The sequence below is a fragment of the Flaviaestuariibacter flavus genome (assembly GCF_004337505.1).
Taxonomy (GTDB): Bacteria; Bacteroidota; Bacteroidia; order Chitinophagales; family Chitinophagaceae; genus Flavisolibacter; species Flavisolibacter flavus.
This window is the reverse complement of sequence record NZ_SJZI01000002.1, coordinates 18,564-33,750: the sequence shown is the minus strand read 5'-3', so window position 1 is coordinate 33,750 and position 15,187 is coordinate 18,564. Positions and strand designations below refer to the sequence as shown.

Here is a 15,187-nt window from a genome sequence, read left to right as displayed (position 1 = left end):
CTTTTAAATGTGCTAAATTTTTTGTATGTAATTTTTTTATCAGATACCCTCGCTTTCACCACGAAGGAAGGGGTAACGGTAATCGGTAGGCGGAACAAAGGTTTCCTTGATGGTACGTGCGCTGAGCCAACGGTAAAGGTTAAGCGCAGAACCGGCCTTATCGTTCGTACCCGATGCGCGGGCGCCACCGAAAGGCTGCTGCCCTACCACCGCGCCGGTGGGCTTGTCGTTGATATAGAAATTGCCAGCGGCATGACGCAGTCGCTCCGTTGCCAGCACCACCGCCGAACGGTCCTGCGCGATTACAGAGCCGGTAAGCGCATAGGGCGAGGTGTTGTCTACCAGCTCCAGCGCTTCTTCATACCGGTCGGCGTCGTAAACGTGAATGGTCAGCACAGGCCCGAAGATCTCGTCGCACATCGTCACGTATTTCGGGTCGGTGGCTTCAATAACCGTAGGCTCGATGAACCAGCCCTGCGACTTGTCGTAGGTGCCGCCAACAAGAATGGAGGCTGCCGCACCACCGCTCGCTTTCACATCGTCGATGTATTTCGCAATCCGGTCGAAGCTTTTCTCGTCGATAACCGCGTTGACGAAGTTGTTGAAGTTTTCGACAGTTCCCATTTTGAAACTGTTGATACCATCAACGAGCAGGCGCTTTACTTCATCAGCGATATTCGAAGGAATGTAGGCACGCGAAGCGGCCGAGCATTTTTGTCCCTGGTATTCAAAGGCGCCGCGCAGCAAGGCCGTGGCCACCACGTCGGGCGATGCCGATCTGTGCGCGATGACAAAGTCCTTGCCCCCGGTCTCACCCACGATGCGCGGGTAGCTGCGGTAATTGCCCACGTTGGCACCGATGGTAGCCCACATCTGGTTGAAGACGCCGGTAGAGCCGGTGAAGTGCACGCCCGCGAACTCGCGGTGCCGGAAGCACACGTCGCCGATTGTGGGACCGTCAACATAAATCAGGTTGATGACGCCGTCGGGAAGGCCAGCCTCGCGCAGGATGCGCAGGAACATCTGGGCCGAAAACACCTGGGTGTTGGCCGGCTTCCACACTACCACGTTGCCGCACAGGGCAGCCGAAGTGGGCAGGTTGCCGCCGATGGCGGTAAAGTTGAATGGCGTAACTGCCAGCACAAAGCCTTCAAGCGGGCGCCATTCGAGGCGGTTATGCATGCCGGGGCCGCTGATGGGCTGCTGCTTATAAATTTCGCTCAGGTAGTGTACGTTGAAGCGGAGAAAGTCGATCAGCTCGCAGGCCGCATCGATCTCCGCCTGGAAGGCGTTCTTGCTTTGCCCCAGCATCGTGGTACCGTTCATGTGGTAACGGTATTTGGTGGAGATCAGTTCGGCGGCGCGCAGGAAGATACCGGCACGGTCTTCCCAGGGCATGGCCTGCCAGCTTTCGCGGGCCGCCAGGGCAGCGTCGATGGCCATCGTCACATGCGATGCGTCACCAGCATGAAAATGCCCGAGCACATGACGATGTTCGTGCGGCGGCCGCATGGCCACCAGCTTCCCGGTACGCACTTCGTCGCCGCCGATATACATCGGCACATCGATATTCTGGCCTTTCAATTCGGCAAGCGCCTTTTTCAGGGCTGCGCGCTCCGCGCTGCCGGGTCCGTAGCTCAGTACCGGCTCGTTTGCCGGCGTAGGGTATGAAAAGGTTCCGAGACTCATGGTAAATTGGTTAATTCGTCAATTGGTTAATCAATATCTTTTCCGCTACCACCTTTCAGTACACGAGCACTCCCTCGACTTCGCTCGGGATGACAAATCTTAGTCAGGCTGAGCACAGCCGAAGCCAGCACACTAAGCACTCTCCTCTTCTTTCGTCGACATCAGGTAGGCCTTGATAAAGCCGTCCAGCTCGCCGTCCATCACCGGGCCGATATTACCTACTTCAAAGTCGGTGCGGTGGTCCTTGATCATCTTGTAGGGATGGAACACGTAGCTGCGGATCTGCGAGCCCCACTCGATCTTTTTCTTGGAGGCGTTGGTGGCGTTCTTGGCTTCCTCGCGGCGGCGCAGCTCCTCTTCATAGAGGCGGCTTTTCAGCATCTGCATGGCCTTTTCGCGGTTACCCAGCTGCGTACGCTCGGTCTGGCACACCACCACGATGCCGGTGGGCAAGTGCGTGAGCAGCACCTTCGTTTCCACCTTGTTCACGTTCTGGCCTCCGGCGCCGCCGGAGCGGGCCGTTTCCATTTTCACCTCGCTGTCCTTCACCTCGATCTCGATGGTGTCGTCGACGAGCGGGTACACGAAAACGGAGGAGAAAGAGGTGTGCCGGCGTGCATTGGAATCGAAGGGCGAGATCCGCACAAGGCGGTGTACGCCGCTCTCGGCTTTCAGGAAGCCGTAGGCGAAGGGACCGTCAAACTGCATGGTGCAGGTCTTGATGCCGGCACCATCGCCGTCCACCCAGTCAAGCACGGTTACAGTCCAGCCCTGCTTTTCGCCGTACATGCGGTACATGCGCGCGAGCTGCTCCGACCAGTCCTGGCTTTCCGTGCCACCGGCGCCCGAATTGATCTGGAGCACGGCGGGGAGCTCATCCTCGGGCTGGTTGAGCGTGCTCTTGAACTCGGCTTCCTCGATGGCCGCAAGGGCCTTGTCGTAGGCGACGCGTACGTCTTCTTCGGTCCCCTCTCCTTCTTTCCAGAATTCGAAGAGCACGGCGAAGTCTTCCACGGCACCTTCCACCGACTCGTAGAGCCCGGTCCAGTACTCGTTTACTTTAATTTCTTTCAGGATGCCCGTTGCACGGGCGTTGTCGTCCCAGAAACCGGGCGACAGGGACAGTTGTTTGTCTTGAGCAATCTTGGAACGTCGGTTATCGACGTCAAAGAAACCTCCTCAGGACAACAACGCGGTCCCTCATATCTTTAATCGCTTCTTGTGTCATAGGGCGCAAAGATAAGGAGAACAGGCTTCTGAGGTTTTATGGTTCCGGGGTTCCCGGGTTTGGGTTCTGGCAAAGGTTTTGCACCATTTTTTCAAACAGCTTTCCTATGATCGGAGCCATGATCACCGAAAGGATCAATGAAATCAGCTTCCTGCTGTCACTTGGAGTATCGGCCTGGTTTTACCGGCAGTTTCGCCGCCTCGAGCTCGAGCAACGACGCGAAGAACTGCTGGAGCAATTACTGTCAGGAAGCAAGTAAACATCATAAACAGCAATGCCACCCCGCGGTGGCATTTTCGTTTTTACTATTTGTTGCTTCGCCCCGTGTTGTCGTTGTTAGGACGCGGGTTGCTGTTCTGACGAAGGCCTTCCTGGGCTTTGTTGCGTGCGTGACCGCTGTGGCCTTCATTCAAGGGCTCGTTCAGGTAGCCCACGTTGTCATCGGCGACGTTCTGCGCATCGGCCGTATTGTTGTTGTTTTTGCGGGGATGGCGATTGACAATGGCATCGTTGTTGGCGGTATTCTGCTCACCGCGCTTGTGCTGATCTGTTGACATAGGAATCGTTTTCCAAAAGCATCAAAAGGCAAGCCGAAAGCCGGTCCGGGATTTCAGATTTGTGATTTCGGATTTTTGATTTTCAGAAGCCTCGACCTTTTACTTCTGAGCTTCGGCCACAATCGCGCGCATCGGCACACTGGTTCCGTAGGTGGTTTCCTGTGCCTTCAGCGCCTCGCGGAGGCGTTGAATGATCCTGCCGCGCATCTGCGGCCCGTAGCGATCCAGGTACGCACCTAACGGTGATCCTTCCACGAAGCCGGCAGCGATCTGTTGCGGATCGGTATAGGTACCGGTCCGCGCCACCTTTTCGATGCGGATCTGCGCGAAGCCTGCTTCTTCCAGCAGAAGCGCGATCACCGATTCGTCGTGGAAGGAATAAGGCCCGGTACGCAAAAAATCCGGCGCCCCGGCGCCAAGCTCCTCCTGCATCACCTGAAGGATAATAGCGGCGCGCGGGTTGGCGCCAAGACCGTCCCAGGTGTTGAACAGGAAACGGCCACCGCGTCGCAGCACGCGGTAGGCTTCCCGGAATGCCTTTAGCTTGTCGGTGAAAAACATGACCCCGAACTGGCAAAGCACCACGTCGAACGAAGCGGAGGCGAAAGGCAGCTCCTGCGCGTTGACCTCCATCCATTCCACACGCGGGCTGTACACGATGCTGCGCGCGAGCTTCAGCATATCCTGGTTGAGATCGGAAGCAACAATACGTGCGTCCTTTCCGAGTCGCTGGTCGAGATGATGCGTCACCCGGCCGGTGCCGCATGCCAGTTCGAGCAGGGAAGTGATACCTGGCGGGACGCGCGCGGCAAGGTCTTCCGCATAGGGCTCAAAAAGCACCGGCCCGAGGTATTCTTCGTAGTTCTGGGGAATGTTGCCGGTATAGGCGGAGGCGGAGGACATGACGCGCAATTTGCACATAAAGATACACATCCGCCTTCGCGCATACGGCGCCGGGGCGCCCGTCACAGGGCCGAGTCCTCGTCGAGCGAGGTGCTCAGCTTGTTGTTCCCGAGATCATCATAGTGGGGCTTGTCAACCGGCTGCCGCGCACCCTGGCCGGAATGGCCATCGCTTTCCTGCCAGCGCAGCTCCTGCGTTGTTTCTTCCTGCGATAGTTGGCTGGCGCGCTCCGTCATATCGTAGTTCTTCTTTTTCTCGTCCATGATCCTGTATTAAATGATTCCGGATGTGTCTTCACCAAGGCGGGCCGTCTCACCTTCATCGAGGTCGTCGTTGGGGCTTCCCGGCGCCAGGTCAGGATCCTCTTCCATATCATGATCGGCCTGCTCGTGGGCCACGCGGGCCGCTTCCTGCTCGTTTTCACGGAGCTCACGACGCAGCGGGTGTTCGTGGCGTCCGCCGCCACCGGCTGGGTTTCTGGGTTGTGCCATGATTTTTTCTTTTCGATACCCGAAATACTGTGCCGTTATACGATTGCTCCTCCGCAATTTTCACAATCCCTGCACAACCGTGGGCGCGGCGGGCACGTCTTGTGCAAAAGCATTGTTATGAAAAAATACCTGCTCGCCCTCCTCTGCAGCGCCACTGCGCTCATCGCCGGCGCGCAATCGCGACCCGCGGTGCATAAAGCGGCTACCGCTCCCGACCGGCCTGCCCAGAGCGCCCGCGCCGACCTGTATGTGCAGGACAAAACGAACGTGACCGATCGGGCAAAAGACAAGCAGGGCACAGCGGCGAAAAAAACCCGGAATAAGAAAAGCTGCGGCAAGGGTTGCTGCCATAAGTCATAAAAAAATCCCCTCGCAGGCGAGGGGATTTTTTATTCATGTTGCCAGATTAATTACGGAACCCGCGGGTGTCCACGGCTCCTTTGAAACCGGTGACATCAAGTTTGCGGTTGCTGTTCAGCACCCGGTCGTCAATTGCACCTTGCAATTCGGTGCTGCGACCGGCGATCGCGAAGGTGCCGTTTACCGAATAATTGATAGCTGCCTGCAGACAAGCCTCGGTCGGATCGCCCCAGTCCTTGTCGAGCCCGTCGGGCACGGCGGCCGTAACCGGGATCCCGTTATAATACGAACCTTCGCCGTTCTTATTGACCGTCTTGAAGGAAACGGGGAAGATGTACCAGTCCTGCACCGGGATCGGGAAGAAGCCTACCGGCTTGCCGTGCGTAGCGGTGGGACCTACCAGCACCACGTTCATCCAGGGGCGCAGATTATTGATCAGCAGCTCGGAAGCCGATGCGGTGCTTTTGCTCACAATGAAAAATACACGCGGCAGGTTGAGGCTTCCCTGCTTGCGGAAATACGTTTCCGCGTTATAGGCGCTGTTACGTGCATTGAATTGCTGCTTCATCATAAGGCTGCCGTTGGCAGCCGCCGGCGCGATATAGTCGGCGAGATTCTCCGACATATACACGTAGCCGCCGCCATTGTAGCGGAGGTCAACCACGAGGTCGCTGACGCCCGCGGCGGCATACCGGGTAAAGGCGGTACGGAAGCCATCGGCCACCTCGGAGCTGTCACCCATAAAGGAGTTGAAAGCGAAATAGCCGATCTTCTTTCCACCTGCCTGCAGTACCGTATCCTTGATGATCGGCCGGTCGCGGTAGCCGCCGGCATTGAGATTAAGCGTCACCTGCACGTTGTCGGGACGCAGGAAGGTGAACTGGGAGGAAGCGCTTTGGAAAACGGCCTGCACTACCGGGTCGGTATTGGACGTGCTGAAGTTTTCGGAGCCGTTGATCTTGAGAATGCGCCAGCCGCGGCGGATACCCGCGCGCCCGGCCGGCGACTCGGGCTCCACGTGCTTTACACGCAGATCGGTTGTGGAGCGGAAAAAGACGCCCATCCCGAAATCGCCGGTAGCGGTGCCGTTGCTGACACCGTCCCACTCGGCACGGGTCACGGCAAAGCTCCATTTGTCCACCGGTCCGCTGAAGCCGGGCTCAGCGCTGTATTGCCGCAGCGAGGTCATCATCATCGAAAGGTCGGTGAAGGAGTTGCCGGTGAAGGAAGGAGGGATCTGGTCGTTCCAGAGGTAGATATCGCGGGCGTAGGCCACGGCCGTATCGCGAAAAGAGGCGGAAACCGGCGCTGCGGGCGTAGAGGGTGCCGGTGCGAGCGAAGAGGCCGGCGCCGCCACATCCGCCTTTTTACAGGCCGGTGCCGCGGCAGCCAGCAAGAGGGCCACCGGGAGGAGGTGTTTCAGGTGTCGCATGTATAGAAAAGATGGGTTTACGCGTGTGTTTGCCCCTAACAGCAAAAACAGGGCGCGAATTGCCCGGAATTTTCGATTTAACAGCTCTGTAATCCTCTGTTTCGCTAAATAAAAAAAGCCCCCGCCCGAGCCAGGGGGCTTCAACCCGTTCTGCGGGCTCAAAAGGGAATAAGCGCTACGATCTGTTCCAGGAATTCCCGGTCGGTTTCGTCAAAGGTGGCCAGCTCAGCACTGTCTACGTCAAGCACGCCCAGTACGGCGCCGTTGCGGATGAGCGGCACCACGATCTCGGAGCGCGACAGGGAGCTGCAGGCGATATGCCCCGGGAACTTTTCCACGTCGGGAACCACCAGGGTGCGGGCTTCGGCCCAGCTGGCGCCGCACACCCCGCGGCCCTTCCGGATGCGGGTACAGGCTACCGGGCCCTGGAAGGGTCCAAGGACGAGTTCGTCTCCCTTTACGAGGTAAAAACCGATCCACAGCCACCCGAACTGCTCCTTGAGGGCAGCGGCAACATTGGCCAGGTTGGCTACCAGGTCGGGCTCTCCTTCGAGGAGTCCTTTGATCTGTGGGATAAGGGCCTCGTACTGCTCGGCACGGGTGCCCTGGATAATCTGAAGGTCTTCTGCCATGGTTGATGAATGAGAAAGCGCAAGGTAAAACAGAAAAGCTGCCCCTTAGGACAGCTTTCACAATTCGATAAGTGGGGGAAATTAACGACCGCCGCCGCCATTCTGCTGCATGCGCTGGCGCTGCTGCGCGCGCTGCTCTTCGAAGAAGGTCGTCACGGTCTTCACCTGCTCGTCGGACAGCGGGATGGCCTTGAGTTTCTTCGCCAGGTCGGCATTCATTTCTTCCATCTTCTTCGCACGGTCTTCCTGCGACAGGTCGCGGAGTCCGCGCATCTGCTCGCGCTGGCCGAGGTAGATGTCCATGATCTTTTCAGCTTCGGTGTCGGAGAACTTCAGCTTCTCCACGAGCGCGGGTTTTACACGCTCCTTGTAGCGCTGGGCCATGGCGGCCGGGTCGCGCTGCTGGTCCTGGGCATAAAGCGAGGTAGAAGAGATCCCTGCGGTAAGTGCCAGCAGGAAAAATAGCTTTTTCATGATCGGTAGATTTGAAACCGTAAGTTAGCGATGCCTCCCGTTAACGGAGGTTAAAACTTTCGCATGAAATTGCTCGAACTCCGGCCATTGCTTTGGGTTCCCGACCTGCGGGCCGCCGTTGACTGGTACGTTGAAATCCTTTGTTTTACCGAAGACGAATACTCGGAAGAATGGCAATGGGCCTCGCTGCACCGCGACGGGGTCGGACTGATGATGGCCCACCCCACCGGGCATATCCCTTACGAGGGACCGAAATTCACCGGCAGCCTTTACCTGCGCACCGACGACGTGGAAGGCTGGTGGCAACGGTTGAAAGACCGGGCCGAAGTCGTATACCCGGTAGAAAGCTTCGACTGGAACATGCGTGAATTTGCTATCCGTGATCTGAACGGCTTTATGATCCAGATCGGTCAGGAGTTGGAACCATGAAAGCGATCCTGAACGCATTGACGGCCTATGTGCGGTCGCTGTCTGTCGGCACCTGGGCAACAGCGCTTCTCTTCACCGCCTTGCTGGTTTACTGCAATTTCCACTACGGGCTGGAGCCCCTCATCACGAGGTGGGTGCTGCTGCCCCGGCTGCTGGCGTGGTATTCTGTTTTTGCACTTGCCTTCTGGCTGCCCTGGCTGCTCCAGGGAGCGCCGCCCACGCGCCGTTTTCGTGTGCTGCTGCTGCTGGCGCCGGCGATATTCGCTCTTAAGCTGGCCCTTCCCTTTCCGCCGGGCATGGCGACGTTGACCCGCGGTTCCGACTATTGGCAGCGCATTCTCTACTATCCGTACAAGTTGCTGCTGACCACCGGTATCCTGATAGCCATCTGGCGGTATTGGGATGCCGACCGCCCTTTTTATGGCACCGGCGCGCCGCGCTCTTCCCTACGCCCCTACCTGCTGATGCTATTGGTAATGTTGCCGTTGATCGCCGCAGCGTCTACGCAACCCGACTTCTTATCCATCTATCCCAAATGGTGGCACTATGATTCCGTGCGTCATGCGACGGCCGCGGAGAAGCTTCTTTATGAATTATCCTACGGGAGCGACTTCATTACGATCGAGCTCTTTTTCCGGGGCTTCCTGGTGCTGGCGTTCAGCCGCATCGCGGGCACCAAAGCGATCCTGCCGATGGCCGTTTTTTATTGCACCATTCACTTCGGCAAGCCCCTCGGAGAATGCATCTCGTCATTCTTCGGCGGTATCGTTCTCGGGGTGGTGAGTTACCACACACGGAGTATCAGGGGTGGGTTGATGGTGCACCTCGGTATCGCCTGGCTCATGGAACTCGGTGGCTGGCTCGGGCATCAGTGGAGCTAAGGAAAACCGTGGTTTAGCGGGGATGGAAAACCGAGAATTTCCCGTTACGCTTTTGTCTGCGCATATTCCAGCACAATCGCCCACTCTTCGTCACGCACCTGCCCTACCGAAAGGCGCCCAAGCCGCAGCAGGTCCATCTCTTTAAGCCGCGGATCGGCTTTGATGGTCGCCAGCGTAACCGGTTGTTTCAACTTTTTAAATGGCTTGAAATCCACCACCGACCAGGTATCGTCTTCTGCGGTAGGATCGGGATAGGCTTCCTTGACAACCCTGGCGATGCCGACGATCTCGAGACCTTCATTACTGTGGTAGAAAAATGCCAGGTCGCCCTTTTTCATTGCCCGGAGATTGTTGCGGGCCGCGTAGTTGCGAACGCCGTCCCAAAAGGTCTGACCGTCCTTCTCGAATTGTTCCCAGCTGTACTTAAAAGGTTCCGATTTGATCAGCCAGTAAGCCATGTGTTGCGATTGAGGAGGCGAATGTAACTGCAAATATTTTTTCGGATCGTAAAACCAAATTGTATGGCGCGGCGTATCTAATCCGAACGCAACGCAAGGCATAAGGCCCTTATCGCGAAACAACTAATCAAATACCATTTTATGAAAAAAATGAAAGCAGTCCTGCTGCTTGCAGGCATCGTATTGTCCGTGAATTCCTTTGGCCAGGAGGCTACGATGGCTTCGATGAAAAAGGAAAAGACCGTAACCGTGGGTGGCGCGCCGATGTACCCGAGCCGCAACATCGTTGAGAATGCCGTCAACTCGGCGGATCACACAACCCTGGTGGCCGCAGTGAAGGCCGCGGGCCTTGTGGAAACGTTACAGGGAAGCGGCCCCTTTACCGTCTTCGCTCCCACCAATGCCGCCTTCGCAAAGCTGCCCGCCGGTACCGTAGAAACACTGGTAAAGCCCGAAAATAAAGCCACGCTCACGAAGATCCTCACCTACCACGTGGTTCCGGGACGCCTCGACAGCAAGGACCTGGAAAAGAAAATGCGCAAGAACGGCGGAAAGGCGGAACTGACCACCGTCCAGGGCGAAAAGCTCTGGATCATGAAAGACAACGAGGGCAAGTGGTGGGTAAAAGATGAAAAAGGAGGCACCGCCCGGATCACCATCCCGAACGTTTACCAAAGGAACGGGGTAATTCATGTGGTAGATAGCGTGCTGATGCCCTGACCTCCTCCCGGCCCTTCTCCCTGGGGAGAGGGGTGACTCCCGGGTAGTTTATTTTTGAAGTAACAATCTTCGATTCGATCCTGATACTGAAAAAGCGGATGCCTTTGGCATCCGCTTTTTGCTTTTGAAGTTCAATCAGCAGAAAGAAACAAAACCCAATGAATATACAACAGAGGCACCCCTCTCCGACCCGGAGGGGACGGGGGTGAGGTTTACCACCCACTGGCCAATACATCCGCCAGGTGCATCGTCCTTATCGGCGCGCCGCGGCCGTCGATATAGCCCTGCAGGTGCATGAGGCAGGAAAGATCGGTGGAGATGAGGTAGTCGGCACCGGTAGCCAACGCATTTTCCACCTTTTGCTCTCCCATACCGATGGAGATCGATTCGAATTTCACTGCGAACGCGCCACCGAAGCCGCAGCAGGTTTCCACATCCGAAAGCTCGGTGAGCTCGAGACCGGCCACGTTCATCAGGAGCCTGCGGGGCTCCTCCTTGATGCGACACTCCCGCAGCCCGGCGCAGGAGTCGTGGTAGGTGGCCTTGCCGGGAAGGCGCGCCCCCAGCTCGGTCACCCCGAGCTGCTGCACCAGGAACTCGCTGAACTCGAATATCTGGTTGCGGAGCGCCTGCACCCGGTGGTGCTGGGCGGAGTTATCGAACAGCTTGCTGTAATAATTCCGCACAAAACCGACACAGGAAGCAGATGGTGCCACGATGGGCAGGTCGGGTTCGAAGTCGGAAAGAAACTTGCTGCAAACGGCGCGGGCGTCGTCGAGGAAGCCCGAGTTGAAGGCTGGCTGGCCGCAGCAGGTTTGCGCCGGGTTGTATTTTACGGTACAGCCGGCTTTTTCCAGCACCTTGATCATATTGAAGGCGGTATCGGGGAAAAGCTGGTCTACGAAGCAGGGAATAAAAAGCTGGACGGTCATTCTTCTTTCTTTTTGAGCCTCCGGCTCAGCTGGATCATCTTGATGGCGGTAATGGCCGCTTCCTCCCCCTTATGGCCGTGCCGGCCACCGATGCGCTCGTCGGCCTGTTCCTGCGTGTTTACGGTCAGCACACCGAAAATAGAGGGCGCGGAAATCGAGAGGTTCAACTGGGTAATGCCCATGGTTACCGACTGGCATACATATTCGAAATGCGGGGTATCGCCACGCAGGACACATCCCAAAGCAATAAAGGCGGCGGGTCGGTCTTTTTTGCGGACGTTGTCCCAGTAATGCCGGATCGCAAAGGGGATCTCCACCGCGCCCGGCACCAGGATCGTTTCCGACCGGAGACCGTTACGCGAAAGAACCCGCAACACGCCTTCTTCAAGCGCGTCTGCGATGGCGGCATTCCATTCGGTCTTTACCAAAACAACGAGGGCATCCTGAAGCTCCGGGATGCCCTCGTTCAAATTCCATAACGTGCTGTCTTTGCTGTCAGCCATTCGGGTAATTACTTTTTATCGTCTGTGCTGTACACACCGAGCTGGGCAAGGTACTTGTCGGCCTCGATGCCACGCTGCGTACGGGGAAATTTGTTCTTCAGCTCGCGGTAGAGCGTCGTAGCCTCGCCGCTGTTGTTCTGCACGCGCTGGGCGAAGTAAGCTGCCAGGAACAGGTATTCCGAAGCATTCTGCTCGTCTTGCTCGAAGTGGTGGGCGGCTTTCTTGTAGTTGCTCAGGGCGTCGCCGTTCTTGCCTTGCTCGGCATAAGCATCGCCGAGCAGCTTGTAGGCGCGGGCCTGGATCTGGGGGGCTTCGGTGGAGAAGTCCTCGAGCTGCTTCTGGGCATTTTTGGCGTCGCCCAGCTGCAGGAAGCAGGCACCGGCATAGAAGTGCGCCAGCTCGCCGGCGCGGGTGCCGCTGTAGCGGTCGGCCAGCTTCAGGAAGCCGGGGTTAACGCCGTCGCCGTTCAGCGCCAGGCGAACGGAGTCCATGCGGAAATATTCCTCCGCCTTGAAGATGGCTTCCTGGGCCTTTACTTCCTGCGGCTCCTTATAAAACTTTTTATAGGCAAGGTAGCCGCCGCCCAGCAGGATGATGCCGAGGCCAAGCATCATGATCAGGCGGTTGTTGCGCGTCCAGAAGTCCTTTGCGCGCTCCACCACGATCTCGTGGTCTTCCAGGGGTTGTTGCGGGGTTACCATTTTCGTTTCAGCCATTTTTTGCGTTTTTAATGCGTAGGTATTTGCGTTTTAGTTTTGGTATCAGTCGGTGATGAACGGATAGTTCTGGTCTACATAGATATCCTTGTAAACCTCGCTGTCATCGGGCCAGGGCGAATCTTCGGCAAATTTCACGCTTTCGGCCACAGCGGCGTCCACGCGCTCGTTGATCGCCTGAATCTCCTCGTCGGAAACGAGGTTATTCTCCTTCATCGTGTGGAGCAGGGCGGTAATGGGATCCTTGCCCTTGTATTCTTCCACCTCTTCCTTGGTGCGGTATTTCTGCGGGTCGGAAATAGAGTGACCTTTATAGCGGTAGGTTTTGATCTCGAGCAGGGTCGGACCGCCGCCTTCGCGGGCACGCTTCACGGCGCGGCTTACGCCTTCGTGCACGGCTTCGGCGCTCATGCCGTCGATCACGTCGCTGGGCATTTCGTAAGCGTCGGCCAGCTTGTAGATGTCCACGATGTTGGAAGTACGCTGTACCGAGGTACCCATCGCGTAGTTGTTATTCTCGCAGATGAAGATCACGGGAAGCTTCCAGGTCATGGCCAGGTTGAAGGTCTCGTGGAGCATACCCTGGCGGGCGGCGCCGTCGCCGAAGTAGGCGAGGCAAACGTTATCGGTGCCTTTATACTTCTCAGCAAACGCCAGTCCCGCGCCGGTGCCGATCTGGGCACCTACGATGCCGTGGCCGCCGTAGAAGGCCTGCTCCTTGCCAAAGAAGTGCATCGAGCCGCCCTTGCCTTTGGCGTTGCCGGTGGCCTTGCCGTAAAGTTCGGCCATGCAGGAGTTAACGGAGATGCCCTTGGCGATGGCGAGGCCGTGGTCGCGGTAAGCGGTGATGAATGGATCTTCCGGACGCGTGGCGGTCATGCAACCGGCGGCGATGGCTTCCTGGCCCACATAGGCGTGGAAGAAGCCACGGATCTTGCCTTCCATCTTGTATTTCTCTTCAGCCATCAGCTCAAACTGGCGGATGAGCTGCATCAGTTCGTACCAGTACAGGTAGGTTTCTTTCGTGTATTTAGTCGACACGGGTCCAAATTTGAAGCGCGAAAATAAGACTTTCCAATGGGATGCGAATAGCCTTTTTCAGGCTGAGAAAGAAGGGTTTAAAGCGGAAAAAGAGTTTTTCACCGCCAGGAAAAAAGCCAAAGAAGCGTTTCGCTAAGTTTTGGTTGCGGCTTTCAACCACCGGAAACATAAGAAATACCTTAGCGTAAACCTTAGCCCCTTCTTTTCTTAGCGGTGAAAAACCCTTCTTTAACTTCGCCTCCTTGAGTCTCGCCGTTCAGGACATATCACTCTTCCAGTTCAAGAACTACTTCCACCAGGAATTCCGCTTCACCGAGCGGATCGTGGGCATCTGCGGGCGCAACGGGAGGGGCAAGACCAACCTCCTCGACGCCATCCACTACCTCTGCTTTACCAAGAGTTATTTTACCCGTCTCGACCAGAACGTGCCGCAGCACGGGCACGCGGGCTTCCGGCTGGAGGGCCACTTCCGGCTCCGCGGCAAGGAAGAAAAGGCCGTCTGCGTGCTCCGCGAAACGGGCCGCAAGGAGTTTTCGGTAAATGAGCAGGCTTACAGCCGCTTTTCCCAGCACATCGGCCGCTACCCCTGCGTGGTGATCGCGCCCGACGACGTGCAGCTCATTATCGGCGGCTCCGAGGAGCGGCGCAAGTTTACCGATACGCTCCTCTCCCAGCTTGATGCCGCTTACCTCCAGCATCTCATCGCCTACAACAAGATCCTGCAGCAGCGCAATTCCTTTCTGAAAAACTACGGCGACGGACCCAGCCGCGACCTCTCCGTGCTCGACGTCCTCGACGAGCAGCTGCTGCGCGAAGGCCTGCCTTTGTTTGAAAAGCGCGAGCGTTTCCTGCTGGGTTTCCTGGCCGAGGTGAAGCGGGGTTATAATGAAATCGCGCAGAGCTACGAGCCGCTCCAGCTGCTTTACGAAAGTGAGCTGCTGACCCAGGATTTCGAAACCCTGCTGCGGCAGAACCGTCCCCGCGACCTGCACCTCCAGCGTACCTCCGCCGGGCCGCACCGCGACGACCTGGTTTTCCAGATGGGCAGCCAGGCCTTTAAAAGCATCGCCTCACAAGGGCAGCGCAAGAGCCTGCTGTTTGCCCTGAAGCTGGCAGAGCTGGAAGTATTGCGGGAAGAAAAACGCCTCACGCCCCTCCTGCTGCTCGACGACGTTTTTGAAAAGCTTGACGAGGAGCGCATCGGCAACCTCCTCCAGAAAGTGGCCGGCGACCCCGACGCGCAGATCTTCATCACCGACACCAACTGCGCGCGACTGACAAAACAGCTGGAGGCTTTGGGTCAACCGTTCCAGATTATCGAGCTCTGAGCTTAGTGAATTGGTCTATTGGTAATTTGTACGTTACAACTTCCATTACTGCATTACTGCATTACCGCATTACCACATTACCGCACTAGCACACTAGCACATTAGCACACTAGCCCATTATCTTTGTGTTATGGCCCAGTATTCTTTAGGCGACGCGATCCAGAAGTTTCTCCAAGGCAGCCGCATCAAGGGTGAGATCCAGGCGCTGCGGATCGGCGACGTATGGGCGGAGCTCATGGGCGCAACCATCGCCAAGTACACGGAGCGCATTGCCATTATCAACGGCACGCTCTTTATCACCACGCATGTGGCGCCGCTCAAGCAGGAGCTCATGTACCAGAAGGAAAAAATAAAGCTTCGCGTAAACGAAGCTTTAGGAGAGGCGGTGGTCACCGACGTGGTGATTCAGTAAC

The 15,187-nt window shown here is 57.1% G+C and carries 22 protein-coding genes; 7 read left to right on the top strand and 15 right to left on the bottom strand.

The genetic code is table 11. From position 1 onward, the window contains the following. Nucleotides 1-39: 39 nt before the first annotated feature. Nucleotides 40-1,689: an L-glutamate gamma-semialdehyde dehydrogenase gene (gene pruA, locus EPD60_RS00820; protein WP_131445831.1), complete on the bottom strand. Its 1,650-nt coding sequence runs from the start codon at nucleotides 1,687-1,689 to the stop codon at nucleotides 40-42. 132 nt (nucleotides 1,690-1,821) lie between these two features. Beyond that, nucleotides 1,822-2,917 (bottom strand): peptide chain release factor 2 gene (gene prfB, locus EPD60_RS00815; RefSeq protein ID WP_131445828.1). Its coding sequence is split into 2 segments (ribosomal slippage): nucleotides 1,822-2,856 and nucleotides 2,858-2,917, totalling 1,095 coding nucleotides; the frame shifts between segments, so codons are not numbered across the junction. Nucleotides 2,918-3,023: 106 nt separating this feature from the next. Between prfB and EPD60_RS16765 the strand changes: the two genes are divergently transcribed. After that, a complete protein-coding gene (locus tag EPD60_RS16765; protein ID WP_165871357.1) occupies nucleotides 3,024-3,176 on the top strand; it encodes a hypothetical protein in 153 nt (50 codons plus the stop codon). A gap of 46 nt (nucleotides 3,177-3,222) precedes the next feature. On the opposite strand, the gene EPD60_RS00810 is transcribed toward EPD60_RS16765, so the two are convergent. The 4 genes from EPD60_RS00810 to EPD60_RS00795 form a co-directional block, all read right to left on the bottom strand. Beyond that, nucleotides 3,223-3,474: a hypothetical protein gene (locus tag EPD60_RS00810; protein WP_131445825.1), complete on the bottom strand. Its 252-nt coding sequence runs from the start codon at nucleotides 3,472-3,474 to the stop codon at nucleotides 3,223-3,225. A gap of 99 nt (nucleotides 3,475-3,573) precedes the next feature. Beyond that, nucleotides 3,574-4,377: a class I SAM-dependent methyltransferase gene (locus tag EPD60_RS00805; RefSeq protein WP_165871356.1), complete on the bottom strand. Its 804-nt coding sequence runs from the start codon at nucleotides 4,375-4,377 to the stop codon at nucleotides 3,574-3,576. Between the two features lie 62 nt (nucleotides 4,378-4,439). Further along, the gene (locus EPD60_RS00800; RefSeq protein WP_131445819.1) at nucleotides 4,440-4,640 is read right to left on the bottom strand and encodes a hypothetical protein; all 201 of its coding nucleotides are present in this window, start codon (nucleotides 4,638-4,640) and stop codon (nucleotides 4,440-4,442) included. Nucleotides 4,641-4,649: 9 nt separating this feature from the next. Next, a complete protein-coding gene (locus EPD60_RS00795) occupies nucleotides 4,650-4,868 on the bottom strand; it encodes a hypothetical protein (RefSeq protein WP_131445816.1) in 219 nt (72 codons plus the stop codon). Nucleotides 4,869-4,985: 117 nt separating this feature from the next. On the opposite strand from EPD60_RS00795, the gene EPD60_RS00790 reads away from it, so the two are divergent. Beyond that, on the top strand, nucleotides 4,986-5,228 hold the full coding sequence (locus tag EPD60_RS00790) for a hypothetical protein (RefSeq protein WP_131445813.1): 243 nt from the start codon (nucleotides 4,986-4,988) through the stop codon (nucleotides 5,226-5,228). Between the two features lie 46 nt (nucleotides 5,229-5,274). On the opposite strand, the gene EPD60_RS00785 is transcribed toward EPD60_RS00790, so the two are convergent. The 3 genes from EPD60_RS00785 to EPD60_RS00775 all read right to left on the bottom strand — a co-directional run bounded on the left by EPD60_RS00785 (nucleotide 5,275) and on the right by EPD60_RS00775 (nucleotide 7,766). Continuing rightward, nucleotides 5,275-6,660 (bottom strand): S41 family peptidase, encoded by a 1,386-nt coding sequence (locus tag EPD60_RS00785; RefSeq protein WP_131445810.1) that lies wholly within the window; start codon nucleotides 6,658-6,660, stop codon nucleotides 5,275-5,277. A gap of 158 nt (nucleotides 6,661-6,818) precedes the next feature. Then, nucleotides 6,819-7,292: a GAF domain-containing protein gene (locus EPD60_RS00780; protein ID WP_131445807.1), complete on the bottom strand. Its 474-nt coding sequence runs from the start codon at nucleotides 7,290-7,292 to the stop codon at nucleotides 6,819-6,821. 81 nt (nucleotides 7,293-7,373) lie between these two features. Continuing rightward, nucleotides 7,374-7,766 carry a hypothetical protein gene (locus EPD60_RS00775; protein ID WP_131445804.1) on the bottom strand — a complete coding sequence of 131 codons (393 nt, stop codon included), beginning with the start codon at nucleotides 7,764-7,766 and terminating at the stop codon, nucleotides 7,374-7,376. Nucleotides 7,767-7,829: 63 nt separating this feature from the next. On the opposite strand from EPD60_RS00775, the gene EPD60_RS00770 reads away from it, so the two are divergent. Both EPD60_RS00770 and EPD60_RS00765 read left to right on the top strand, forming a co-directional pair. Then, on the top strand, nucleotides 7,830-8,195 hold the full coding sequence (locus EPD60_RS00770; protein WP_131445802.1) for a VOC family protein: 366 nt from the start codon (nucleotides 7,830-7,832) through the stop codon (nucleotides 8,193-8,195). Further along, nucleotides 8,192-9,076 (top strand): CPBP family intramembrane glutamic endopeptidase, encoded by an 885-nt coding sequence (locus EPD60_RS00765; RefSeq protein ID WP_131445799.1) that lies wholly within the window; start codon nucleotides 8,192-8,194, stop codon nucleotides 9,074-9,076. Before EPD60_RS00770 ends, EPD60_RS00765 begins: the two co-directional genes overlap by 4 nt. A gap of 44 nt (nucleotides 9,077-9,120) precedes the next feature. On the opposite strand, the gene EPD60_RS00760 is transcribed toward EPD60_RS00765, so the two are convergent. Further along, the gene (locus tag EPD60_RS00760) at nucleotides 9,121-9,534 is read right to left on the bottom strand and encodes an EVE domain-containing protein (protein WP_131445796.1); all 414 of its coding nucleotides are present in this window, start codon (nucleotides 9,532-9,534) and stop codon (nucleotides 9,121-9,123) included. A gap of 141 nt (nucleotides 9,535-9,675) precedes the next feature. Here EPD60_RS00760 and EPD60_RS00755 point away from each other — a divergent pair, with 141 nt between their 5' ends. Continuing rightward, entirely contained in the window at nucleotides 9,676-10,254 is a 579-nt protein-coding gene (locus tag EPD60_RS00755; protein ID WP_131445793.1) for a fasciclin domain-containing protein, read from the top strand. 212 nt (nucleotides 10,255-10,466) lie between these two features. Here the strand turns inward: EPD60_RS00755 and EPD60_RS00750 are convergent, their stop codons facing one another. Genes EPD60_RS00750 through EPD60_RS16760 form a run of 5 tightly spaced genes read right to left on the bottom strand, consistent with a single transcriptional unit; the run spans nucleotide 10,467 to nucleotide 13,615 of the window. Continuing rightward, nucleotides 10,467-11,186, bottom strand: a complete 720-nt coding sequence (locus tag EPD60_RS00750; RefSeq protein ID WP_131445791.1) for a (Fe-S)-binding protein — start codon at nucleotides 11,184-11,186, stop codon at nucleotides 10,467-10,469. Beyond that, nucleotides 11,183-11,689 (bottom strand): 6,7-dimethyl-8-ribityllumazine synthase, encoded by a 507-nt coding sequence (ribH, locus tag EPD60_RS00745; protein WP_131445788.1) that lies wholly within the window; start codon nucleotides 11,687-11,689, stop codon nucleotides 11,183-11,185. The genes EPD60_RS00750 and ribH overlap by 4 nt, the downstream gene beginning before the upstream one ends. Nucleotides 11,690-11,697: 8 nt before the next feature. Continuing rightward, nucleotides 11,698-12,405 carry a tetratricopeptide repeat protein gene (locus tag EPD60_RS00740; RefSeq protein WP_131445785.1) on the bottom strand — a complete coding sequence of 236 codons (708 nt, stop codon included), beginning with the start codon at nucleotides 12,403-12,405 and terminating at the stop codon, nucleotides 11,698-11,700. A gap of 45 nt (nucleotides 12,406-12,450) precedes the next feature. Further along, nucleotides 12,451-13,446 carry a pyruvate dehydrogenase (acetyl-transferring) E1 component subunit alpha gene (pdhA, locus tag EPD60_RS00735; RefSeq protein WP_131445782.1) on the bottom strand — a complete coding sequence of 332 codons (996 nt, stop codon included), beginning with the start codon at nucleotides 13,444-13,446 and terminating at the stop codon, nucleotides 12,451-12,453. Next, nucleotides 13,436-13,615: a hypothetical protein gene (locus EPD60_RS16760; RefSeq protein ID WP_165871355.1), complete on the bottom strand. Its 180-nt coding sequence runs from the start codon at nucleotides 13,613-13,615 to the stop codon at nucleotides 13,436-13,438. Before EPD60_RS16760 ends, pdhA begins: the two co-directional genes overlap by 11 nt. Before the next feature lie 73 nt (nucleotides 13,616-13,688). Here EPD60_RS16760 and recF point away from each other — a divergent pair, with 73 nt between their 5' ends. Both recF and EPD60_RS00725 read left to right on the top strand, forming a co-directional pair. After that, nucleotides 13,689-14,774: a DNA replication/repair protein RecF gene (recF, locus tag EPD60_RS00730; protein WP_131445779.1), complete on the top strand. Its 1,086-nt coding sequence runs from the start codon at nucleotides 13,689-13,691 to the stop codon at nucleotides 14,772-14,774. Nucleotides 14,775-14,904: 130 nt separating this feature from the next. Continuing rightward, entirely contained in the window at nucleotides 14,905-15,186 is a 282-nt protein-coding gene (locus tag EPD60_RS00725; RefSeq protein ID WP_131445776.1) for a DciA family protein, read from the top strand. Nucleotide 15,187: the final 1 nt, after the last annotated feature.

What these genes read in the sequence shown, in the direction of transcription:
- pruA (WP_131445831.1), bottom strand. Translation starts at nt 1,689, where the DNA reads ATGAGTCTCGGAACCTTTTCATACCCTACGCCGGCAAACGAGCCGGTA.
- EPD60_RS16765 (WP_165871357.1), top strand. Translation starts at nt 3,024, where the DNA reads ATGATCGGAGCCATGATCACCGAAAGGATCAATGAAATCAGCTTCCTG.
- EPD60_RS00810 (WP_131445825.1), bottom strand. Translation starts at nt 3,474, where the DNA reads ATGTCAACAGATCAGCACAAGCGCGGTGAGCAGAATACCGCCAACAAC.
- EPD60_RS00805 (WP_165871356.1), bottom strand. Translation starts at nt 4,377, where the DNA reads ATGTCCTCCGCCTCCGCCTATACCGGCAACATTCCCCAGAACTACGAA.
- EPD60_RS00800 (WP_131445819.1), bottom strand. Translation starts at nt 4,640, where the DNA reads ATGGACGAGAAAAAGAAGAACTACGATATGACGGAGCGCGCCAGCCAA.
- EPD60_RS00795 (WP_131445816.1), bottom strand. Translation starts at nt 4,868, where the DNA reads ATGGCACAACCCAGAAACCCAGCCGGTGGCGGCGGACGCCACGAACAC.
- EPD60_RS00790 (WP_131445813.1), top strand. Translation starts at nt 4,986, where the DNA reads ATGAAAAAATACCTGCTCGCCCTCCTCTGCAGCGCCACTGCGCTCATC.
- EPD60_RS00785 (WP_131445810.1), bottom strand. Translation starts at nt 6,660, where the DNA reads ATGCGACACCTGAAACACCTCCTCCCGGTGGCCCTCTTGCTGGCTGCC.
- EPD60_RS00780 (WP_131445807.1), bottom strand. Translation starts at nt 7,292, where the DNA reads ATGGCAGAAGACCTTCAGATTATCCAGGGCACCCGTGCCGAGCAGTAC.
- EPD60_RS00775 (WP_131445804.1), bottom strand. Translation starts at nt 7,766, where the DNA reads ATGAAAAAGCTATTTTTCCTGCTGGCACTTACCGCAGGGATCTCTTCT.
- EPD60_RS00770 (WP_131445802.1), top strand. Translation starts at nt 7,830, where the DNA reads ATGAAATTGCTCGAACTCCGGCCATTGCTTTGGGTTCCCGACCTGCGG.
- EPD60_RS00765 (WP_131445799.1), top strand. Translation starts at nt 8,192, where the DNA reads ATGAAAGCGATCCTGAACGCATTGACGGCCTATGTGCGGTCGCTGTCT.
- EPD60_RS00760 (WP_131445796.1), bottom strand. Translation starts at nt 9,534, where the DNA reads ATGGCTTACTGGCTGATCAAATCGGAACCTTTTAAGTACAGCTGGGAA.
- EPD60_RS00755 (WP_131445793.1), top strand. Translation starts at nt 9,676, where the DNA reads ATGAAAAAAATGAAAGCAGTCCTGCTGCTTGCAGGCATCGTATTGTCC.
- EPD60_RS00750 (WP_131445791.1), bottom strand. Translation starts at nt 11,186, where the DNA reads ATGACCGTCCAGCTTTTTATTCCCTGCTTCGTAGACCAGCTTTTCCCC.
- ribH (WP_131445788.1), bottom strand. Translation starts at nt 11,689, where the DNA reads ATGGCTGACAGCAAAGACAGCACGTTATGGAATTTGAACGAGGGCATC.
- EPD60_RS00740 (WP_131445785.1), bottom strand. Translation starts at nt 12,405, where the DNA reads ATGGCTGAAACGAAAATGGTAACCCCGCAACAACCCCTGGAAGACCAC.
- EPD60_RS16760 (WP_165871355.1), bottom strand. Translation starts at nt 13,615, where the DNA reads ATGTTTCCGGTGGTTGAAAGCCGCAACCAAAACTTAGCGAAACGCTTC.
- EPD60_RS00725 (WP_131445776.1), top strand. Translation starts at nt 14,905, where the DNA reads ATGGCCCAGTATTCTTTAGGCGACGCGATCCAGAAGTTTCTCCAAGGC.